This window comes from Sphingobacterium athyrii (genome assembly GCF_003071065.1).
Lineage (GTDB): Bacteria > Bacteroidota > Bacteroidia > Sphingobacteriales > Sphingobacteriaceae > Sphingobacterium > Sphingobacterium athyrii.
This window is the reverse complement of sequence record NZ_QCXX01000001.1, coordinates 1,356,901-1,375,734: the sequence shown is the minus strand read 5'-3', so window position 1 is coordinate 1,375,734 and position 18,834 is coordinate 1,356,901. Positions and strand designations below refer to the sequence as shown.

The window sequence follows — 18,834 nt, the reverse complement described above, 5'->3', positions numbered from 1 at the left end:
GTTTGTTCAAGGTAGTGTTGTGTTTTTAAGGTGTTTGTATACAGTGAATTATGATAAATGTAAACCAGTCTGAATTATTTCATTACCTTAAAGAATCAATTCAAAATCAACTTGAATGGGGCGAAACTTCCACTTGGAGTACCGTCGATTTTGAAAAGCTTTCGGGTAAAATTCAGGAGAGAACGGGAGTAATACTTAGTATCTCTACGCTAAAACGGGTTTTTGGTAGGGCCGACTATCAAAGTGCGCCATCGCTGACGACCCTGAATACCTTGTCGCAGTTTATCGGTTATGAAGACTGGCGGGCTTTTCGCAATACATACACTCAAAAGCGGTCAACACAAATGGATGTCCCGAAGGAAGCTGTTTTTGAAAATTTTAAGACTGCCCGAAAAAAGTATGGACATTTATTTTTTAAGATTATTTTCCCTGTTCTAGGGCTGGTCCTGATGGGGTTTTTGACCCAAAAATTTGTTCTTAGTAAACATTCATCTCCTACTAACGCTTTCCATTTTTCGTCAAAGACTATATTGACGGAAGGCTTACCCAATTCAGTCGTATTTGATTACGACGCTTCAGAAACGAATATGCAAGATACAATATTCATTGCTCAAAGCTGGGATACCCGCCGTAAGGTCGCTGTAGACAGAAATGGTAAACATCACTCTTCTATATATTATTATCCCGGTTACTTTCGGGCCAAATTGATGGTCGGAAATAAAGTTGTCCGTGAACATGATATACAGATTAAAACTGATGGCTGGTTGGGGCTGATAGAGGCAGACTGGGGAAAAGAACCCCTGTATTTTAGAAAAGCTGATATTATTAAGCCGAATGAAATTGCGGTTGGCAAAGAGCTTCTAGAAAGATATAAGGTCGACCTATTGGCAGATGCTCCACCGGTCCGGCTTTACAACCAAAAGGATATAACCGGCGTGATGACGAATAATTTTAGCTTTGAAACAGAGTTAAAGACTGAAACGGCCAATGGGGCAAATAGTTGCCAGCGTGTGGAAGTACTTTTGCAATCAAAAAATGATATCATTATCGTGCCACTTGTAAACCCCGCATGTATCGGTGATATCGCTCTTATTGCCGACGGTTTTTATACGGATAGTAAACAGGATGATCTCAGTGGATTTGGCTGTGATCTCTCCAAATGGACCAAGCTGAAAATAGACTGTAAAAACCAGCAAATTAGATTTTGGATCAATGACAAACAGGCATACATGGCCATGATCAAAAATGCGCCTACTGAAATTGTCGGTGTACAGTACCGTTTCAAAGGACCAGGTTTTGTCAGAAATACCCGTTTATGGGGATCAGGCAATAAAGACATTGTTTTTTGATCTTTCTTTATCGAAGACTATTACGTCCCTGGGATTTATAATCATTACGTATCTACTTTTCATTAAATTTTTTTAAAAAAAAACTAATCCGTTTTTTGGGATAGTAATACATTGTCAAAATTTGCCTTAACTAAACTAAGCAGTAAAAACATGATTTTCAATAAATCCAAGATATGGTGATATCGCCAAACCTGTTCGAATTGGCGAAGCATCTCACGCATGAATCGTTGATATAATATTTAATTTGTTTTATTCAGGTAATTGCATGAAACTCGCGCCAATGACTTTTAATGTGCCACCAATGTTTTTCCAAACCCTAAAATACCTGAATTGTCCTGCCAGTGGTGATCCCATTACGCTTCCTTTTGCTGTCATCGTAACGACAGAAAGCGCAGTATCTTCGATTATCCTAATCGCATCAATCTCAGTTGAAGCGTCTTCAATAATCATTGCCTTGGATCTATGTGCGTCTAAGTCCATTTCTTTGGTTAACGTCTGTCCCGCCGGTGTAAGTGCAATAAGTTGATCGTGCAATAGTTGGTCAAGAGCATCTGCATCGCCTGCTAGCTGGGCCAAGAAAAGCTGGTTTTCCGCTTCGGTAACATCCTCTTTCGTAATTCTGTTCATATCCTGATTATATAATTTATTACATACTGTTTTTTGTATTTTTTCCGCGTGACCTTTGGGGCTGTAATTGAACTTCTTGCTTTTTTAATACTTATTTTTTTGCTGATCAATTTCCATGGTATAATTACCATGGGGTTCTAGTATCCATTCATCACCTTTGACCAAATTTTATCAGTGCATACAGGCAACGGAATCGAAATTTTCTTCCAGGCTGGACTTATTAAAGCGCCCTTTTCAACAGTCAAAATACCCCATATATTAAGTCAGCGAAAGAAGCGGCCTATGAACTGGGTTCTCAAAGCCCAGCTCATCTTAGCCGATTTTTAAAATGTATTCAGGAACAAATATTTCTGTCGTTAAAGCCGCTAGCTGGATAAGTTTTCAAAGACAATAAACAAGATGTTCATTATCTTGGATCAATTATTTCTAAGGCCTAATTCGTCAACTGCAATTTTCCGATAAAAGGCCGTTTGTCGATTGTATTAATAGCTTCTCGAATAGAATAACATAACTGGTAATTCTCGTTGAGCTTTTTTTTGTTTGATTCTATTTTTTCATCGGCGATCTTGTCAAAGATCCATGTAGGATATAGTGGATCTGAATTGAACTTTGTAATTAATACAGTATACCCATCATTTTGAGCATCCTTTAATCTCTCTTTAGTTATATCTACTATTTTCATAGTGAGATAATATACGAAAAAAAAATTAAGTGGTTTTTGCGTAATACATGATATTTCCCCAACAAATGATTATCTCGTGGTCTCTTAAGGCTATTCCAGCCTTAATTTTCAAGCAGGCCATGGCTAGCGTTTTTGTTACCATTTTCCAGGGCTTTTAGCTTTTTACGGTAAATTTAATCATAAAACACATCGGGTATAAGAGCAACGCGCAATGGATATCAGGAAATCAAATGGCTTAAGTTGCATATCAGCTCTATCCAGCCTACAATAAAATCAAAAAAATTAATAGGGAGGGTGGTGGAGTCACCGGTTATTTGTATCTTAAATTCAACGAAACAGAATATGCCAAGTCTGATCAAGGTTTTGCCGACTGTCCAGTTCCTCAGCATGCAATAGATAGAAACAAAAATTTACTTCCGCAAAACCCGGGATGGTCATTATATAAAACGTATGGATAGAAGAAGCTTTTTTAAGAAAACAAGTTTAATTGGTCTTGGTGTACTGACAAGTCAGTTTAACGTATGGTCAAAATCAATATTTGCCTGGGACAATCCTCTACATAATATCCCTGAGCATAAGGATATAGATAAGCAATGGCTCGCATCTTTGTATCATAGGGGCGAGAAAATTGCCTATCGAAAGAGTAAAAATGAACTGCGTTATATTGGTATGCCCGTCGGTGGATTACACACCGGTACTGTATATATCGGTGGCGATGGACGCCTGTGGTTATGGCAGATATTTAATACTGCCTACGATGGTGAATACGAAGGGATAGAACCCAAAAATGTACAATGGAATAATGGGAATGAGCTGGTGACAGTCCGTCCACGTGATGGGTCAGCGTATATCGAGCCTGCCATTGCGGACAATCTGCGCAGTATGGAGCAAGGTTTTGCACTATCTGTCAACGTTGGAGGAAAACAGGTCGTCAAAGAACTTCGGGAAAATCACTGGGATGAGATTGTATTTGAACCGACTTATCCGACCTGTCGGGTTACCTATAGCAGCTCCAACTTCCCTGTGGAAGTTGTGCTGACAGCCTATTCGCCATTTATTCCGCTAGATCAGGACAATTCTTCTCTACCGTTAACGACTTTTCATCTTGAATTGCGAAGTAAAGTGAATACAGCGGTCGAAATAACCCTAACGGGCTGGATGGAAAACGGTGTGTTTAAGGGGCGTAAAGATCTTACAATGGTCCGTAAAGTATCCCGCCTTTTAGATCAGGCAGGCCTAAAAGTCCTAAACTACAGTTGTGAACAAGTACCTGACAGTGCTTTGCTGGCCGGCGACTATGGTACGATGGCTTTTACATGCTTGGATCCGCAGGCACAGGTGCATACCAAAGTGCAGCATTGGCCTGTCGCGCCGCACTTATTGCAATCTGATACTACCGATTCAGTCGTTGATTTTTCGGATCTACAAGTGGGAGCCTATACCGTTCGGCGTATTATAGAGCCAAATGGGACGAGTCAGATTTCGTATGCGATCTCCTGGCATTTTAATAATCCACATCCCAAGTTAAGGGCACATTTGAAAGATGCCCATAATGGTTATTGGTACGGCGCCAAATTCGGTGATGCTGCAGCAGTATTGGACTACTATCTGACACATCGAGAAAAGCTCGATGGGGAAACCATTGCTTGGCAACAGACCTGGAATGATTCAACATTACCCCATTGGTTTATGGACCGTACTTTTGTTAATATAGGGACTTTAGCAACAGCGAATACGATGCGTTTTGCTTCGGGAAGGTTTTGGGGCTGGGAAGGTGTCGGCGCCTGCGCGGGGACCTGCACCCACGTGTGGCAATATGGGCAGTCCATGGGGCGTATATTTCCTGATCTTGAACGTAATTTAAGGGAGGTTACCGACCTCGGTGTTGGTTTTCAGCCCGAAACCGGTGCAATTATCTTCCGTGCCGAATACGAAAAACGACCTGCGATAGACGGGCAGGCCGGTGTTATTCTCCGTTTCTATCGGGATCATCAGATGAGCCGTGATGACAGTTTTTTAAAACGAAATTGGCCAAAACTTAAACAGGCGATTCAATTTGTCCTCGATCAGGATAAAAATGGAGACGGTATGACCGATACACCTATGGAAAACACATTGGACGCGATATGGGAAGGAGAGATCGGCTGGATTGTAGGACTTTGCCTTGCCGCCGTACAGGCTGCGGCATGTATGGCCGAAGAGGTCGGTGATAAGAAATTCCAGCAGGTCTGTATGGACTACGTCAGGAAAGGGACTGTAAACATGGATAAATATCTTTTTAATGGTGAATATTATATCCATCGACCAGATGCGGCACAGGGGCGGAAGAAGCTGGGCTCCTACAATACCTGCCATATAGATCAGGTTTATGGGCAGGCCTGGTGTTTTCAGGTGGATATGCCACGGATTAATAACCGAGAGAATACATTATCCGCCCTGAAGGCACTCTGGAAATATAATTTTGCGCTGGATGTGGGGCCTTATATTAAGACACATCTCGGGGGAAGACCTTATGCACTGGCTGGCGAGGGAGGGATGGTCATGAATACCAATCCAAAAAATGAGGAAAAAGCTTATGGCGATAATACGACCTGGCAACTGGGCTATTTTCATGAATGTATGAGTGGATTTGAACATCAAGTGGCAGCGCACATGATGGCGGAGGGGATGATCGATGAAAGCTTGATTATGACCAGGGTAATTCATGACCGGTATCATGCTGCAAAAAGAAATCCCTTTAATGAGATTGAATGCAGTGACCACTATGCGCGTGCGATGGCGAGTTACGGAACCTTTATCAATGCCTGTGGCTTTATTTACCATGGCCCAAAGGGGCAGATCGGTTTTGCTCCTAAAATAGGTGCTTCAGATTTTAAAGCACCTTTTACTACGGCAATGGGGTGGGGGACCTATATTCAAAAGCAACAAAGCGCAGGAAAATGTGTTTGTCAGTTGACATTGAATTATGGTGAACTAGATCTGAGAGAATTTCACCTGGGGGACGCTGGGCAGCTGTCGCTCGATCACAAGCAGATTACTGTCCTGCAAAATAACAGACCGATATTACTTCATAAAGTGAAACGTCGGGACGGGCGGCTGGTGCTCAATTTTAAAGACAGCATAGGGCTAAAAAAAGGCGATACGCTACATATTCAATGGTCATGAAAAAAATGGTAAATACGCTTTTTGCGATAATAAGTCTTTTCCTGGTTATGGGATGTATGTCATCAGCTGACCAAAAGGAAAGATCTGAACAGAAATCCGGCTGGGAGGAAGTGCTTTCACAAAAAATGCCCTTGCTTGGACATCGTAATTGGATATTGATCGTTGATAAGGCCTATCCTGCACCAGCGGGTGCAAACATCCTTGTCCTTAATTCCGAAAAGCAGATGTCCGAGGTACTTGACCGTATATTGCAACTGCTCAGCTTACAGAAGCATGTACGGCCTGTTTTTTATCTGGATAAAGAAATTGACTATTTGGACGATGCACTCGCACCGGGATTAAAAGAATACAAAACAAGCTTAACCAAACTTCTGCCTCATATAAAAAAACAGTCTCTTTTGCACGAAGATGTTTTTGGGAAAATGGATAAAGCGGCGGATCTGTTCCAGGTCATTGTGGTGAAAACGGAATCACTTATACCGTATAGTTCAGTTTTTATTGAACTGGATTGTAAATACTGGGATGCCGACCGTGAAAAGATTTTACGTGAGCGGATGTTGAAGTCAAAAGAATGAGGTATTCATCTTGACCTGAATAACGTATTGATGTGATACACTTCGCTAAGATTGTTTTTATCTGCCTGCATAACTTTCTTTTTTTACAAGTTGTTGTAATATTTTTCTCTTTATGGAGACTAATAAGTAAAACAATATCAAATAAGCATCCTCGTAAGGTATGGACATCGAAAAAGACTTTATTGCGTTAATAACATCTAATCAGGCTATAATACATCGTATCTGCTGCATGTATGTGGACAATAAAGTCGATAGGGAAGATTTATTTCAGGAAATCGTATTACAGGCATGGAAATCAATCAAAAGTTTTAGGGGGGATGCCAAATTTCAGACTTGGTTGTATCGTGTAGGATTGAATACTGCTATTACATATATCAAGCGCGACCGTAGGCACAGTCTTGCTGAATTGCAATTTAGCCAGCAAAGCTATTGTGATATCATCTATGAGGAAGACAAAGATATTCTTTTGATGTATCAGGCCATAAGTAAATTGAACAAGGTGGAAAAGGCGCTGGTGGCGCTTTATCTCGAAGACTATAGCTACAACGATATCGCCATGACCATGGGGATGACCCCCAACCACGTAGCCGTAAAAATATCGCGGATCAAAACAAAATTGAAGGAATTAAGCAAACAACTATCGTGATGGAACTAGATCAGCTCAAATATAAAATGCAAAAAATTAGTATTGGAGGTCAGATGGAGGAAACACTCTTGTCCGAAAATACCATTGAAAAAATTAAACTGCAAAAATCTGCCGGTCTGCTTGATTTAATAGACCAGAATTTAAAAAAGAATATGCAGTATCGCTCAGTGCTTGTTATCTTCTGCATCGGGGTTTTCCTGTATTTCTATGACAGTGCATTTTGGGGATACTATTTCATTGTTGGTACATTGGCGGAAGCCGGAATGATGTACAATGCCTATAAACTGCGAAAAAATATTCATCAAGTTTATTTGGCAGATCTGCCTTTGAGTGATCGTTTCAAGAATATTCAGGGGCTTATCTCCGCTTATTTGAGGTTCTATAATTTAATGGGAATAACGCTCTGTTTCCTACTCACAATAGCACTTTCATTAAAGAATACCCACACTTTTAATGTAGGATCTATATTCGATACTACTGTACTTTTTAGGTTAGCTGTTTTCGGATTTATTTTTTATTTTTTGCACAGGTACTCTTTTAAGAAATTTGCCAAGCCCCATCAGGATATGCTAGTCGATTTACAGTATTACATTGCTGAATTAACGGAGTTGACTCCAGAGGATCCAGACCATTCAGCGGATAAAGCAAATTCTTTTTGAGGTCCAATCTTCAATGGAACAGAAACTTTTTTGGGTGTCTTTCGCAAATGAGTAACGATCAGGGCTAAATGTGCTTCTGTATATACGCTTGATGCGGTATTATCAGATAAGATTTTAATCCTTTATCATATTTATATTTACTTGATGTAATCGGCCCCCTCCGCCGGAAAAGGCAGGCTACATCAACAACACTTTCCATGCATCCATTACACGGCCATTATCTAACAAAAGCTTGGCTTTTGAATGCAGACTTGCTGTGCGGTTGTCGGTGCCGGCCGCCAGCAGTTTTTTTATTTCGTCGGTTTTGCGAAAGGCTTCTACTTCCTCATTGGATGGGAGCGCGCTGACAAGAGCCAATAATCCCAGATTATTCCCCGTTAATATGGTGGAGTTTTTAACCTCTTTGGGAAAGGAATCTACACCGATACCTATCCCGGTATGATCTGTTGGTTTGGCAATTTTGAATAAGTTATCGCTGGTTACCCTACAATACCAATCACCACCCAAACGAGCTACCAAATCCATTTTATGCGGGTCTATTTTGTCGTTGGTATCCAAGATAGCTTCATTGATATGGATCAGTTTCACGGCCGCAATAATTAGATTCCCAGCTCCACCGGTTTTTCCTAATGCTATCACATCATTCACGACACATTCTAATTGAACGTTCGATTCCGCTACCCTAGGTGGCTTTATCGTTTTCGAAGCCAATTCAGTAAACCCCGCTTTCGAAAACTCATTCACGTCTTTTGGATAATCTGCACTCGTTAAATAAGTCTGCTGAACCATCTTATAGTTAACAATATTGATCACACATTCCGGTATTTCCAAAATGTTTTCAAGCGTATGCTTGGTGCTATTGTCCCGCGCCCTGGTTGTTGGTGAAAAAACGCAGATCGGTGGGTTGACACTGACCACATTGAAAAAGCTAAACGGGCTTAAATTTACCGCGCCGTTTTTATCAATTGTAGATGCAAAACATATCGGTCGGGGCGCAATGGCCGAGTGCAGATAACCTTGTATTTCTGTCGGTGTAGCTGATGACACATCAATCGTTTTTAATTTCATTCGAATTTTTATTAACGTGAGTTGGGAATAGAAAAGTATACAAAACCTAGCTAAGGGTATCCCATGCTTAGAAATGAAATTACAGAAATTTTTATAAATAGCATTTTTTTCGGGAAAAGATTGCTTATGAACGTGTAAGAATCTTTTTTTATAAAGTAATATACCTATTCATGTCGCGAATTGAAAATGCGTTACGTTTGAATATCTACTAAACACACAAATAAATTATGAAAAGTTGTCTAAAAATGTTTATTCTGTCTATTGTGATTTTCATTACATCATGTAAAGAGAAAAACGAACCTTTGGTGGCTTGTCTCGATATATATCATCCCATGGTAAGTAACATAAATTATAAAGATTCAAACGGAAAGGAGCTTATCTTTGCTGATAATCCACTCTATCCGGCAGCTGACATCAAAATTTATAAGATAGATATTAATGACCGGGAGACCCCTTTATCATTTACAGTAAATAAAGAATTAAAATTTATTTCGATCAATTTAGACAAAGTTGAGAATGGCACATTCTATATTCAACTGAAGTCCAATGTGCAGGACAAAATTACCTATACAGCTAAAATCGATGCGAATGATCCCTGTAAGGATTATAAACTTCAAGAAATTAAACAGAATGATATCATTGGTCAATATGATCAAAAGAATCAAATTTGGATATTAAAGAAATAAACTTTTCTATGTTCTTTTTGGACATAACAGAGGATAGCAATTCTCCAGTTAAGATAGCGTTTATTTCTGGGTTATTTGTTTTCGCTGATCTGCTACTGGCTTTCGGTATGTCAAACCCCTATTTTAAATAAAAATATCAATTCCCTTTCACAATAACTTCGATCAAGCTATCGAGCAATGAAATTTTGAGTTGCTGTCCAGAATAAACTTTGCACTCATCATCAATGTGCAATTCTTTTCCCTGCCATTCCATAGTTAAGCGGCTTGCTCTGATAGGCTCTATATTAAATATCACATTCTTTTTATTCAATAGCCCATCTATATAAGCAACTAGTTCCTGGCGCTGATCGGCGGTTACGACTATGATATCAAACTGACCATCTCCCGGATCAGCATCTGCGGCGAGGACCAATCTGGGGCCTATGCTCGAAATGTTCATCACTTCAACCATAATACACTCTTTTTCAATGCTACCAGTAGCAGTGACCAGTTTGAGCGTTTTGGCGGGAAATGTCAGTGCTAGTTTTCGAAGTTGCTCAAGCGCGATCCTAATCTCATCGTCAGCACTATTGTCTTGCCTATTTTTTTTATCCATTTTTTCCATCAGTATAGGGAATACTCCAAAACCAATCGATTCAATAAAATGCAAAGGCTTTCCGCTCAGGCCAGTCACCATCCCTACGTCGAAATTTTTGAGCTTGAAATATTTCCACAGGCTCATGGCCTGTTTACAGTCCAATGGAATACCAAGAGAAATGGCTATGTTGTTTGCCGTACCTTGGGGCAAGATGGCTATCGGTCTTTTAAATCGTAGTTTTTTTTCCAATAGCGCCATAATAGTCATTTTTATGGTTCCATCCCCGCCAGCCAAGGCAATGAGATCGGTGTCCGGATCTATCTTTTTGACTACATCTTTTTTAGCGACCACCGTGCAACGGTGTCCGAGGTCTTCAATCAGCTGACAAAGTTCGTCTTTACCGTCATTGTCTTCATCCCCAGCAGCTGGATTGTGTACTAATCGCACTTTTTTGCTCTGTTCTTTCATATCAGCTGAACAAACCCCGCTTGAGATTGGTTTTCTTAGAAAAGACACAACTATGAACATACTTATCACCAATGACGATGGTATCTATTCGCCGGGTATAGCAGCGCTAGCAAAGACGGCTAGGCAGTTTGGTACCGTTAGGATCGTTGCACCAGATGTTGAACAGTCGTCGATGGGACATGCTATTACGCATTCTCGCCCCCTAAGCTATCGGAGTGCCCCTATTACCTTTGAAGGAATTGATGCCTTTCGAGTGAATGGGACACCTGCAGACTGTGTCGCGCTGGGCTTACACATGTTTCCCGATACGCAGATTGTTCTTTCAGGCATCAACATGGGACCCAACTTAGGCAATTCCATGTGGCATTCAGGTACCCTTGCCGCCGCAAAACAGGCCATGCTCCTCGGTATTACCGGTATTGCTCTGAGTACACCAGTCGGAAAAACAGAACCGGATTTTGAAGGACTGTCTCAATGGACAAGCGATGTACTCAAGATTTTGCTCAATGATAAAGGCTCTGCGCTATATAATGTGAATCTTCCTCCAAAACCAGAAGGAGTCTTATGGACAAGGCAATCGGTGCGGCTTTATGATGGGAATGTAGTACCTAGCCAAGATCCCATGGGAAGAAAAAACTATTGGATAACAGTAATACCACTTGAACCGGCGGAGGAAGGAACAGATCGCTGGGCGATACAAAATAATTTGGTATCCATTACGCCTTTACGTTTGGATCTGACTGCACATGATGAACTTTCAGCTAGACTGGCAATCGAGAAGAAATGAGACTTATAGGACCGAGCATATGAAAAGAAGTGAATTTTTAACAGATACAGCCCTTGTGGGGGCAGCTTTTGCATTGAGTGCAGCAATACCAGATATTTTATTGACGACATTAAAAGAACATAAAATGGCAACACCTCAAAATTTAACAGAAAAGAAACGATTCCGTCCCGCTGATAAAGCTGGATTTGGTGGAGTCGCATTGGGTAATGGATTCCAACACAACACAGATCTTGAATGTCTGCAAGCGGTGGAGGCGGCATGGAACTCAGGAATACGATTATTTGATACCTCTCCGTGGTATGGTCTAGGGATCAGCGAGCGTAGAATGGGCCTGTTTTTAAAAGACCAACCGCGTGATAGTTTCACACTTTCGACCAAAGTAGGGCGTCTGATGGAACCGAAAGAAGACTTTACGATGGAACAAATATTATGGAAGGGAAAACTAAATTTTGGCTATACGTATGACTACAGTGCGGCCGGTGTCAGAAGGAGTGTGGAGGATAGCTTGCAGCGCTTGGGCTTATCGTCCATTGATATTGTTTTTATCCATGATCTTTCGCCAGATAACGGCGATATGAAAGATAGTTATGCGCGCTATTTTGAGGAAGCAGCGAAAGGAGCGATGCCAGAGCTGACTAAAATGAGAGAGGAGGGGATTATCAAAGGCTGGGGGCTAGGTGTCAATACCATTGAACCTATACTGCAGACATTGGATGTTGCAGATCCCGATATCTTTCTGTCTGCCTGCCAATATTCATTGATTAAGCATGATGATGATCTCAATAAGGTTTTTCCGAAAGTAGCTGAAAGAGATATATCCATAGTGGTAGGTGCACCTTTATGTGCTGGATTTCTGTCAGGCAAAGACCGTTATTTGTATGATGGTAAGTTTCCTGCTGGAGTTAAGGAAAAACTGAATGCTCTACAGCGTGTAGCAGAAAATCATGCGGTGGACCTACGTACCGCGGCTTTACAATTTGCTGCTGCGCCAGACGAAGTTTCAGGCGTTATTCCCGGGGCACATACTGCCGAACAGGCGGTACAAAATGCATTGTCTTTCAAGGCCAAAATACCCGCAGGTTTTTGGGAAGAATTAAAATATGAAAAGCTAATTGCGGAAAATGCGCCAGTACCCAAAGTTTAAGTATTGGCGTTATTATGAATAGCGATTTACTGAATAACAGTATATAGCCTCAGATCGTTTCATAATTTTTGATTTAATGAAAATTTTAAGACTCAGGACAAAGACGCCTTGAAAAGCGTCGGCCTGGACGTATATCAAATGAATATCGTTTGTTAAATTTACACAGGATGACATTCTGCCAAAGAAATAATAAAAGCTTTAAATGCATAAGCTTTTAAAATGGCACAAGTCGTTATTCCATTTCAACCATCGATAATCATCTGATTAATAACCTTAATAAACGCCCATATACTACTAAAGCAAAACGTAAAGCTTTTCGTATGGCCGGACGCTCTGTCTTTATTTCTAAACCCCTGTGTTATGGATGGGTTCAGTGCTTACCTGTCTTCAAGCCAATTGAGGAATATTGTCGTTTTCTCTTTTCCGATCAGTAATTTTTCGTCAGTCGGTACGGTGAGTTTAATATAAAGTTTTCTTGCAAAGTAATGCTCAACTTCCTTTACCGCCGAAAAACTGATCAGGTACTGTCTGTTTAAACGAAAAAAATCCTTATCGGATAATTGGGCGGCCAATTGATCCAGAGACTGGTTGACATCAAAATGCTCACCTTTGAAAGTGACTATTGTGGGTGAAGTATAATTGATGTATATATAAGCAATATCCGCAGTTTTTACCGTCAGGTACTTGTTGTTCTTAAACACCAGAAAGCTTTTTTTTGTAGTCTCTTCGCCACTGATTTTCTGGATAAGCTGAATAAGGTTGTTTTCAGATGTCTTTTGGAAGAAATTTTTAAAATTATCGACTTTTTCAAATGCATTTTTAAGATCAGTTTCAGAAAAAGGTTTAAGAAGATAGTCGATCCCGTTTTCTTTGATCGCATCCATTGCGTATTCTCCAAATGCGGTACAGAAAATAACTGGACATACAATTTTAACCGATTTAAAAATATCAAAGCTTATACCATCTGATAGTTGGATATCCATAAAGATAATATCAGGGGAGAGACTGTTGGAGAGATAGTCTATGGCTGCTTCCACGCTCTGTATTTTAGCAATGATCTTCGTTTCGGGACGCAGTTTCAGTATCAGGTTTTCAAGGGAACGCGCAGCTTTGATCTCGTCCTCAATTATTAGGATGTTCATATATAATGGGAAGTTTTATAATAAATGTTTCATTGTCCGTGATTATCTGTATCTCCCGTTCAGAAAGATGAAGATAACGCTGATTAATATTTTCAAGACCTAGTCCTGTAGAGGGCTCTGGAATTTTTCGGGGTTGAATATTGTTTTTGACAATCAGGTAATCCCCTTCTCTATCAATACAGATATGAAGCGGCTTATCCAGCGCAACGATATTATGCTTAATACAATTTTCCACAAGCAGCTGCAGCGTAAATGGTGGAATGAAAGTGCCGTAGATTTCCCTGGGGATATTCTGGGAGACTTGTAGTCCATCCTCAAATCGTGCTTTCAGCAGATAGACATAGGATTCCATGATTTCCAGCTCTTCTTTAAGTGGCAGCAGGTTTAATTTAAGACTTCCTAGGGTGAACCTATAAAAGTCAGCAAGTTTGATGATAAACTCCGTTGATTGGCCATCTTGGCTCTCTACCATGTATTTTAAAGTATTGAGGCTATTGAAAAGAAAATGCGGGTTGACCTGCTGCTTGAGCAATTCGTACTGGGCTGCAAGATTTGCGGACATCGAACGTTCCAGTTCCCGGACGACCTGCTGGTTCAGATAGGTCTGATAGAGCAGATGGATGAACATATAGAACGTGAGGTTGATCAAGATGCCCCTTACTTCGTACATCAGCATTTTTGGGCCAAAATTAATGTGGGAAAGGATATAGTACTGAACCGAAGAAAGCAAAAACATAAGCAGCAGTCCGACACCCAATCCCCTGAAAAGCTGTGCCGATATCACATTTTTGCTTCCAGTTTTCTTTGTGTAGGCCGGTATGGAATAGATATTATAATACCAGATCAGTAAGGCAAATCCAGTGGTCACAACAAAATCGGCTATCCCTTCTGCAAGAACAAAATGATGGTCCGCAATCTTGGGAATAGAGGTCAATATTCCAAGAGAAATAGAACTGATCCATATCAGCTTATGGGATATGCGAAATGGGGTTTTCATATTTTTATGGTGGCAAAAGTTCTTAATTGTATATATTTTGCGTGCTAAACGTTGTTAGGGAGCAGCACGCAAATTACTGAAAAAAGTTTTGATAACGATGAACCGAAATCCTATCTGTTCAAATCCTTGCTGGCGTAAACGATGTGGTATATGCGGTTAAATGAAAAATAGGTTACCAAAAGTAGGATAAGCGCAATCAGTGTATCGGCTACTGACGATGGACCCAGAACGGCAACTTTAGAAAAGAAGGCAAAGATGATGTCGAAAAGCATGCCGGCAAAAACCCATTCCTTGAGCCTGTTAAATCTGTTTGGGGTGAGTAATATGATTACGCCCACGATTTTGAAAACGCCGAGAATATAAATGAAATGTTCCGGATAGCCCAATTTACGGGTGATATCCCAGACAGCAGGATTGCGGGTTAGTTCAAAGAATCCGCTTAGGCCAAACCATAATGAGATAAGGATGCTTCCTGAGAGATAAATCTTTTTGTACGTTGAATTTTTCATGATATTAAACAGTATATAAGTTATGAGATAGCGGTCAAGATTGACTTTTTGATTTTTAAATTATTTGGATAACGAATTTGCTTCAATGATAGCGTCTGCAAATTCTTTTGGGGCTTCCTGGGGCAAGTTGTGCCCGATGCCGCCGGTCAACGTGTGGTGCACATACTTGCCGGTATATTTGGATGCATAATTTTCGGGAAGGGGAAATGCAGCGCCATTGGCATCACCTTCCAAAGTTACTGTTGGTACTGTAATGTTCGGGGACTTAGCGAGTTGAGCCTCTAATTCATCGTACTGCTTTTCTCCCGAGGCCAGTCCCAGTCGCCAGCGATAATTATGAATAACAATCTCGACATGATCAGGATTGTCAAAAGCACTGGCTGATTGTTCATATGTGCCGTCATCAAAAGTCCATTTTGGAGAGGCTGTTTTCCAGATCAGCTTATTGAAGGCTTTGGTGTTCATTTTATAACCTTTGTATCCTCTTTCGCTTGCAAAGTAAAATTGGTACCACCATAATAATTCAGCGTTTGGCGGAAGCGGATTCTCGTTTGCTTTTGGACTCCCGATCAGATATCCGCTTACGGCTACCAATGCTGAAACGCGTTCCGGCCAAAGAGCCGCCATAATGTCTGCCGTTCTCGCCCCCCAGTCAAAGCCACCAACGATGGCTTTATCGATCTTCAGGGCATCCATGAATGCAATGATATCCACAGCTACTGCCGACTGCTGGGCATTACGTGCGGTCTGTGGAGAAACAAAGGTTGTTGTTCCATACCCTCTGAGGTAAGGGATCAGCACATGGTAACCTTTTCCGGCGAGAATTTCCGAAGATTTTTCGAAACTGTGGATATCATATGGCCATCCATGAAGCAGTATGACAGGTTTTCCGGTCTTTGGCCCCAGCTCGGCATAGCCCACATCGAGCACCCCTGCCCTGATCTTTTCCGTATTCTTGAAAGCTGAACTGGTTGAAATATTGACCTTAGCCTGTTTGCTTTCGGAAATTTGCTGCGCCTTAAGAAATGATATCTCCATTCCAGTAAGTGCGATTACCAGATATGTAATAAGCACTTTTTTGTTAAGCTTTAATATTGTATTCATTATGTGAGTTGTTAAATGGACAAAAATTATTAGTTAATCTGCTATTGGGGAAACTTCACAGGCTGGCTGTCCAATATAAGCGCAATGCGCTGTTTTCGGGACTGATCCGGGGGTATTTCCCCATATTCAGTTTCATATTCCCATTGACCGTCCTTTCGGGATTGTATCTTCTCTACAAGGATAAGCTCACCGTTGACCTTACTTCCAAAATAATGCGGATCATCCTGCATCCGGTAGGTGACGAGTTTGAGGGAAGCCGGCTGCTCCAGTGGATGCCCCGGATCTGACAATAGCGATAGCGCCGGTGGATTTCCGTACAATGCCGACATGGTCTGCTTATCTGTATTGAAAGACGATGTGATAAATTTCAGCGTTCCCGGCTTGAACATAAACCGTATTTTCTCGGTCTCTCTTTCAGGACTTTGGCTACATGAACCAAAGATTAGGCTACTTAACAGCACTATAGATAATATCTTTTTCATTTTGGACGGTTTTTAAATAGTGTTCGATCAGTTTTTTGGAATTCACTTTTGGCGGTACATTGAACAGGAAGCCTGTTGATTCGGCGAGCTGTCTGTGACAGCTGATGCATGACTGTTGGGCAAAAAGAGCAGTCTTTCCCGTTGGTTTTAACGCTGGGCCATTAAATTTTGCAAACCCCCAGCCCTCTGTATCTTTAAATTCTCTCCCGTCTTTGACCATATACTGCATGTTGACAAAATCGCCGGGTATAATGTCGCCATTAGATTTTCGTACTTGCTTGAACACAGCTTTTGCCACAGCGCTCCCATTGGGCCAGGGATGAAAGTTTTCTTGCTCAATAGCTTTTACTGCAATATCGTTTCCATAGATTATGCGGATTGTATTGTCAATGAGAGAACTCATTCCGATAACTTTCCAGTTCCTGAATTCACCATTATAGGCTATGCCATTCGGTGAAATGGGGGCAGTTTTGAACGTTGGCGTAGCCCTCGTTTCTTTTTGCTGTTCAGCAGCTACAGTAGGTATGAAACCATCTTTTGCCGACAGGGAAAGTGCATACTGTTTTATGATATCCACCTCGCTTGCTGATAATTTAGATCCGGGATGTGTAAGGGAATAAGAGGGGAGCGGCATTTTGCCGGCGTTGACCATATTGAAGATGGCATAAAATTTCCCTTTTTGTTCCGCATCTGAGAGTTTATCCCATTCGGAAAAATTCATCACTTCCCTTGCACGGGCAATATCTTTGTTCACGGTCCACGAAATAGGTGCTACTTTATCAAAGAAAGAAAGCTGCTGTTCATTAGAGTGGCAGTTATAACAGGACCGTTCCAGAATATGTTCGACCTGTTTGGGTACGTTGCGCATGTGGCCGGTAACAGGTTTCTGTTCTATCGGTTTATTGAAAAATTGCAACGATGTAAAACCTGCAACAATGCAGAGGAATAGGATGTTTATCAATTTGATTCGTTTTATTTGCTTCATTGTATTTGCTCGTTTGTAAAGTAAAATTACTTTTAACCACCGCCTATAGAAAGTTCAAAACGGTTGAATTGGACATATAACTTGTTGAGGCCAGCTTTTGAAATGTTGAAATGGACATGATCTCACTTAATATCAGCATGGATTACATGCCTCAACCTTGGTGGTTCTAATTTGATGGTAATCGTATTTCTTTCTTGACCGAATGCATGAGCGTTGACATAGCATAAATATTCCCCCAAAATATTTTGGAGGAATAAAGGTTAGATTGCCGCTTTGTCGTGCTATGGCAGATCTACAAGCATGCCCTGAACATGCGCCGGCAAATATGCCTGGCAACTGGAAACTGTTGAATCCGGACCTCTTAAAAGTACGAGTAGAGCTATTGATGCGATAAACTAATACTTGTGGCATCAATGATTTCCCCTGACTTCTGGTTCTGCTCGAATGCAATAATTTCCCATTGATTTTTCGTGTCGGGCAGCTTAAAAGAAAAACTATCCTGTGCTTTTATCCTGTGGCTCTGCAGTTCATGTACAACCTGAACATGCAAGAGGGATTTACCTGCATTTTCTCCGGCTGATACCTGTGAAGAAGCGTGTTTTTGGACCAGTGCTACAAGGATGTCTGTATTTTTTGCATTCGAAGTTGATGTATAGCTTACCTGTATATTTTTCCCTTCTTTCTGCTCCACTTTTAACCTCAGGTTTTCGGGGTGTGTTTCCAGTAGTGCGGACTGGATACCCTGGAGTACTTTGCCCGTTTCTGAACCTACCATTTCTGTCTTGCCGTTGATGACCATCTGTGGAGTATAGCATGTACTGAGGTTCATCCATGTCGCATACTGTTTTTGTCTTTCGGTAAATTTACTCTGGCTGAAGCGGTCCTTCCATCCTTGATGGTCCCAATAATCGACATGAAAAGCCATGATGAAAAGTTTTTTGTTCTGATTGTTTTTTTCGAGTTTTGCGATCAGTTCATCTGCCGGAGGACAGCTCCAGCATCCTTCCGAGGTGAAGAGCTCGACTAAGGCAAAACTTTTGTCCGCATTGTGGCTTTTGATATTTACCAGTTTTTTGTCATCTGCAAATCCTTTGAAGGCCATGATCAGCAAAATGGAGAGCGGTAGGCTCAGACAGTATAGAATTTCTTTTATTGATTTCATGATCTGAATTTTTGATATTT

At 41.0% G+C, this 18,834-nt stretch carries 19 protein-coding genes; 8 read left to right on the top strand and 11 right to left on the bottom strand.

Going from position 1 to position 18,834, the window contains the following annotated elements; genetic code table 11:
• Window positions 1–50 precede the first annotated feature (50 nt).
• Window positions 51–1,349, top strand: a complete 1,299-nt coding sequence (locus DCO56_RS05880; RefSeq protein WP_108632763.1) for a hypothetical protein — start codon at window positions 51–53, stop codon at window positions 1,347–1,349.
• Window positions 1,350–1,598: 249 nt separating this feature from the next.
• Here the strand turns inward: DCO56_RS05880 and DCO56_RS05875 are convergent, their stop codons facing one another.
• Together DCO56_RS05875 and DCO56_RS05870 are read right to left on the bottom strand one after the other, a co-directional pair.
• On the bottom strand, window positions 1,599–1,976 hold the full coding sequence (locus tag DCO56_RS05875) for a nuclear transport factor 2 family protein (RefSeq protein WP_108632762.1): 378 nt from the start codon (window positions 1,974–1,976) through the stop codon (window positions 1,599–1,601).
• 433 nt (window positions 1,977–2,409) lie between these two features.
• On the bottom strand, window positions 2,410–2,658 hold the full coding sequence (locus tag DCO56_RS05870; protein WP_108632761.1) for a hypothetical protein: 249 nt from the start codon (window positions 2,656–2,658) through the stop codon (window positions 2,410–2,412).
• A 450-nt stretch (window positions 2,659–3,108) separates the two neighbouring features.
• Between DCO56_RS05870 and DCO56_RS05865 the strand changes: the two genes are divergently transcribed.
• The 4 genes from DCO56_RS05865 to DCO56_RS05850 all read left to right on the top strand — a co-directional run bounded on the left by DCO56_RS05865 (window position 3,109) and on the right by DCO56_RS05850 (window position 7,703).
• Window positions 3,109–5,823: a GH116 family glycosyl hydrolase gene (locus DCO56_RS05865; protein WP_108632760.1), complete on the top strand. Its 2,715-nt coding sequence runs from the start codon at window positions 3,109–3,111 to the stop codon at window positions 5,821–5,823.
• Window positions 5,820–6,398 carry an RbsD/FucU domain-containing protein gene (locus tag DCO56_RS05860; RefSeq protein ID WP_181390469.1) on the top strand — a complete coding sequence of 193 codons (579 nt, stop codon included), beginning with the start codon at window positions 5,820–5,822 and terminating at the stop codon, window positions 6,396–6,398. The genes DCO56_RS05865 and DCO56_RS05860 overlap by 4 nt, the downstream gene beginning before the upstream one ends.
• A 160-nt stretch (window positions 6,399–6,558) precedes the next feature.
• Complete coding sequence (locus DCO56_RS05855) at window positions 6,559–7,044, top strand: RNA polymerase sigma factor (RefSeq protein WP_108632758.1); 486 nt, start codon at window positions 6,559–6,561, stop codon at window positions 7,042–7,044.
• Window positions 7,044–7,703, top strand: a complete 660-nt coding sequence (locus tag DCO56_RS05850; protein ID WP_108632757.1) for a hypothetical protein — start codon at window positions 7,044–7,046, stop codon at window positions 7,701–7,703. Before DCO56_RS05855 ends, DCO56_RS05850 begins: the two co-directional genes overlap by 1 nt.
• Window positions 7,704–7,880: 177 nt before the next feature.
• On the opposite strand, the gene DCO56_RS05845 is transcribed toward DCO56_RS05850, so the two are convergent.
• Window positions 7,881–8,771, bottom strand: a complete 891-nt coding sequence (locus DCO56_RS05845; protein ID WP_108632756.1) for a flavin reductase family protein — start codon at window positions 8,769–8,771, stop codon at window positions 7,881–7,883.
• Window positions 8,772–9,103: 332 nt separating this feature from the next.
• Here DCO56_RS05845 and DCO56_RS05840 point away from each other — a divergent pair, with 332 nt between their 5' ends.
• On the top strand, window positions 9,104–9,457 hold the full coding sequence (locus tag DCO56_RS05840; protein ID WP_146190986.1) for a hypothetical protein: 354 nt from the start codon (window positions 9,104–9,106) through the stop codon (window positions 9,455–9,457).
• A gap of 136 nt (window positions 9,458–9,593) precedes the next feature.
• Here the strand turns inward: DCO56_RS05840 and DCO56_RS05835 are convergent, their stop codons facing one another.
• Window positions 9,594–10,502: a diacylglycerol/lipid kinase family protein gene (locus tag DCO56_RS05835; RefSeq protein WP_181390468.1), complete on the bottom strand. Its 909-nt coding sequence runs from the start codon at window positions 10,500–10,502 to the stop codon at window positions 9,594–9,596.
• Window positions 10,503–10,554: 52 nt separating this feature from the next.
• On the opposite strand from DCO56_RS05835, the gene surE reads away from it, so the two are divergent.
• Window positions 10,555–11,289: a 5'/3'-nucleotidase SurE gene (gene surE, locus DCO56_RS05830; protein ID WP_108632753.1), complete on the top strand. Its 735-nt coding sequence runs from the start codon at window positions 10,555–10,557 to the stop codon at window positions 11,287–11,289.
• A gap of 19 nt (window positions 11,290–11,308) precedes the next feature.
• On the top strand, window positions 11,309–12,433 hold the full coding sequence (locus DCO56_RS05825) for an aldo/keto reductase (RefSeq protein ID WP_108632962.1): 1,125 nt from the start codon (window positions 11,309–11,311) through the stop codon (window positions 12,431–12,433).
• 377 nt (window positions 12,434–12,810) lie between these two features.
• Here the strand turns inward: DCO56_RS05825 and DCO56_RS05820 are convergent, their stop codons facing one another.
• The 7 genes from DCO56_RS05820 to DCO56_RS05790 all read right to left on the bottom strand — a co-directional run bounded on the left by DCO56_RS05820 (window position 12,811) and on the right by DCO56_RS05790 (window position 18,814).
• Entirely contained in the window at window positions 12,811–13,575 is a 765-nt protein-coding gene (locus DCO56_RS05820) for a LytR/AlgR family response regulator transcription factor (RefSeq protein ID WP_108632752.1), read from the bottom strand.
• A complete protein-coding gene (locus DCO56_RS05815) occupies window positions 13,556–14,572 on the bottom strand; it encodes a sensor histidine kinase (protein ID WP_108632751.1) in 1,017 nt (338 codons plus the stop codon). The genes DCO56_RS05820 and DCO56_RS05815 overlap by 20 nt, the downstream gene beginning before the upstream one ends.
• A 110-nt stretch (window positions 14,573–14,682) precedes the next feature.
• Window positions 14,683–15,081 (bottom strand): DoxX family protein, encoded by a 399-nt coding sequence (locus tag DCO56_RS05810; protein ID WP_108632750.1) that lies wholly within the window; start codon window positions 15,079–15,081, stop codon window positions 14,683–14,685.
• 60 nt (window positions 15,082–15,141) lie between these two features.
• Window positions 15,142–16,185: an alpha/beta fold hydrolase gene (locus DCO56_RS05805; RefSeq protein ID WP_108632749.1), complete on the bottom strand. Its 1,044-nt coding sequence runs from the start codon at window positions 16,183–16,185 to the stop codon at window positions 15,142–15,144.
• A gap of 41 nt (window positions 16,186–16,226) precedes the next feature.
• The gene (locus tag DCO56_RS05800) at window positions 16,227–16,667 is read right to left on the bottom strand and encodes a hypothetical protein (RefSeq protein ID WP_108632748.1); all 441 of its coding nucleotides are present in this window, start codon (window positions 16,665–16,667) and stop codon (window positions 16,227–16,229) included.
• Entirely contained in the window at window positions 16,633–17,652 is a 1,020-nt protein-coding gene (locus DCO56_RS05795; RefSeq protein ID WP_108632747.1) for a heme-binding domain-containing protein, read from the bottom strand. The genes DCO56_RS05800 and DCO56_RS05795 overlap by 35 nt, the downstream gene beginning before the upstream one ends.
• Window positions 17,653–18,031: 379 nt before the next feature.
• Window positions 18,032–18,814 (bottom strand): DUF1223 domain-containing protein, encoded by a 783-nt coding sequence (locus DCO56_RS05790; RefSeq protein WP_108632746.1) that lies wholly within the window; start codon window positions 18,812–18,814, stop codon window positions 18,032–18,034.
• Window positions 18,815–18,834: the final 20 nt, after the last annotated feature.

What these genes read in the sequence shown, in the direction of transcription:
- DCO56_RS05880 (WP_108632763.1), top strand. Translation starts at nt 51, where the DNA reads ATGATAAATGTAAACCAGTCTGAATTATTTCATTACCTTAAAGAATCA.
- DCO56_RS05875 (WP_108632762.1), bottom strand. Translation starts at nt 1,976, where the DNA reads ATGAACAGAATTACGAAAGAGGATGTTACCGAAGCGGAAAACCAGCTT.
- DCO56_RS05870 (WP_108632761.1), bottom strand. Translation starts at nt 2,658, where the DNA reads ATGAAAATAGTAGATATAACTAAAGAGAGATTAAAGGATGCTCAAAAT.
- DCO56_RS05865 (WP_108632760.1), top strand. Translation starts at nt 3,109, where the DNA reads ATGGATAGAAGAAGCTTTTTTAAGAAAACAAGTTTAATTGGTCTTGGT.
- DCO56_RS05860 (WP_181390469.1), top strand. Translation starts at nt 5,820, where the DNA reads ATGAAAAAAATGGTAAATACGCTTTTTGCGATAATAAGTCTTTTCCTG.
- DCO56_RS05855 (WP_108632758.1), top strand. Translation starts at nt 6,559, where the DNA reads ATGGACATCGAAAAAGACTTTATTGCGTTAATAACATCTAATCAGGCT.
- DCO56_RS05850 (WP_108632757.1), top strand. Translation starts at nt 7,044, where the DNA reads ATGGAACTAGATCAGCTCAAATATAAAATGCAAAAAATTAGTATTGGA.
- DCO56_RS05845 (WP_108632756.1), bottom strand. Translation starts at nt 8,771, where the DNA reads ATGAAATTAAAAACGATTGATGTGTCATCAGCTACACCGACAGAAATA.
- DCO56_RS05840 (WP_146190986.1), top strand. Translation starts at nt 9,104, where the DNA reads ATGGTAAGTAACATAAATTATAAAGATTCAAACGGAAAGGAGCTTATC.
- DCO56_RS05835 (WP_181390468.1), bottom strand. Translation starts at nt 10,502, where the DNA reads ATGAAAGAACAGAGCAAAAAAGTGCGATTAGTACACAATCCAGCTGCT.
- surE (WP_108632753.1), top strand. Translation starts at nt 10,555, where the DNA reads ATGAACATACTTATCACCAATGACGATGGTATCTATTCGCCGGGTATA.
- DCO56_RS05825 (WP_108632962.1), top strand. Translation starts at nt 11,309, where the DNA reads ATGAAAAGAAGTGAATTTTTAACAGATACAGCCCTTGTGGGGGCAGCT.
- DCO56_RS05820 (WP_108632752.1), bottom strand. Translation starts at nt 13,575, where the DNA reads ATGAACATCCTAATAATTGAGGACGAGATCAAAGCTGCGCGTTCCCTT.
- DCO56_RS05815 (WP_108632751.1), bottom strand. Translation starts at nt 14,572, where the DNA reads ATGAAAACCCCATTTCGCATATCCCATAAGCTGATATGGATCAGTTCT.
- DCO56_RS05810 (WP_108632750.1), bottom strand. Translation starts at nt 15,081, where the DNA reads ATGAAAAATTCAACGTACAAAAAGATTTATCTCTCAGGAAGCATCCTT.
- DCO56_RS05805 (WP_108632749.1), bottom strand. Translation starts at nt 16,185, where the DNA reads ATGAATACAATATTAAAGCTTAACAAAAAAGTGCTTATTACATATCTG.
- DCO56_RS05800 (WP_108632748.1), bottom strand. Translation starts at nt 16,667, where the DNA reads ATGAAAAAGATATTATCTATAGTGCTGTTAAGTAGCCTAATCTTTGGT.
- DCO56_RS05795 (WP_108632747.1), bottom strand. Translation starts at nt 17,652, where the DNA reads ATGAAGCAAATAAAACGAATCAAATTGATAAACATCCTATTCCTCTGC.
- DCO56_RS05790 (WP_108632746.1), bottom strand. Translation starts at nt 18,814, where the DNA reads ATGAAATCAATAAAAGAAATTCTATACTGTCTGAGCCTACCGCTCTCC.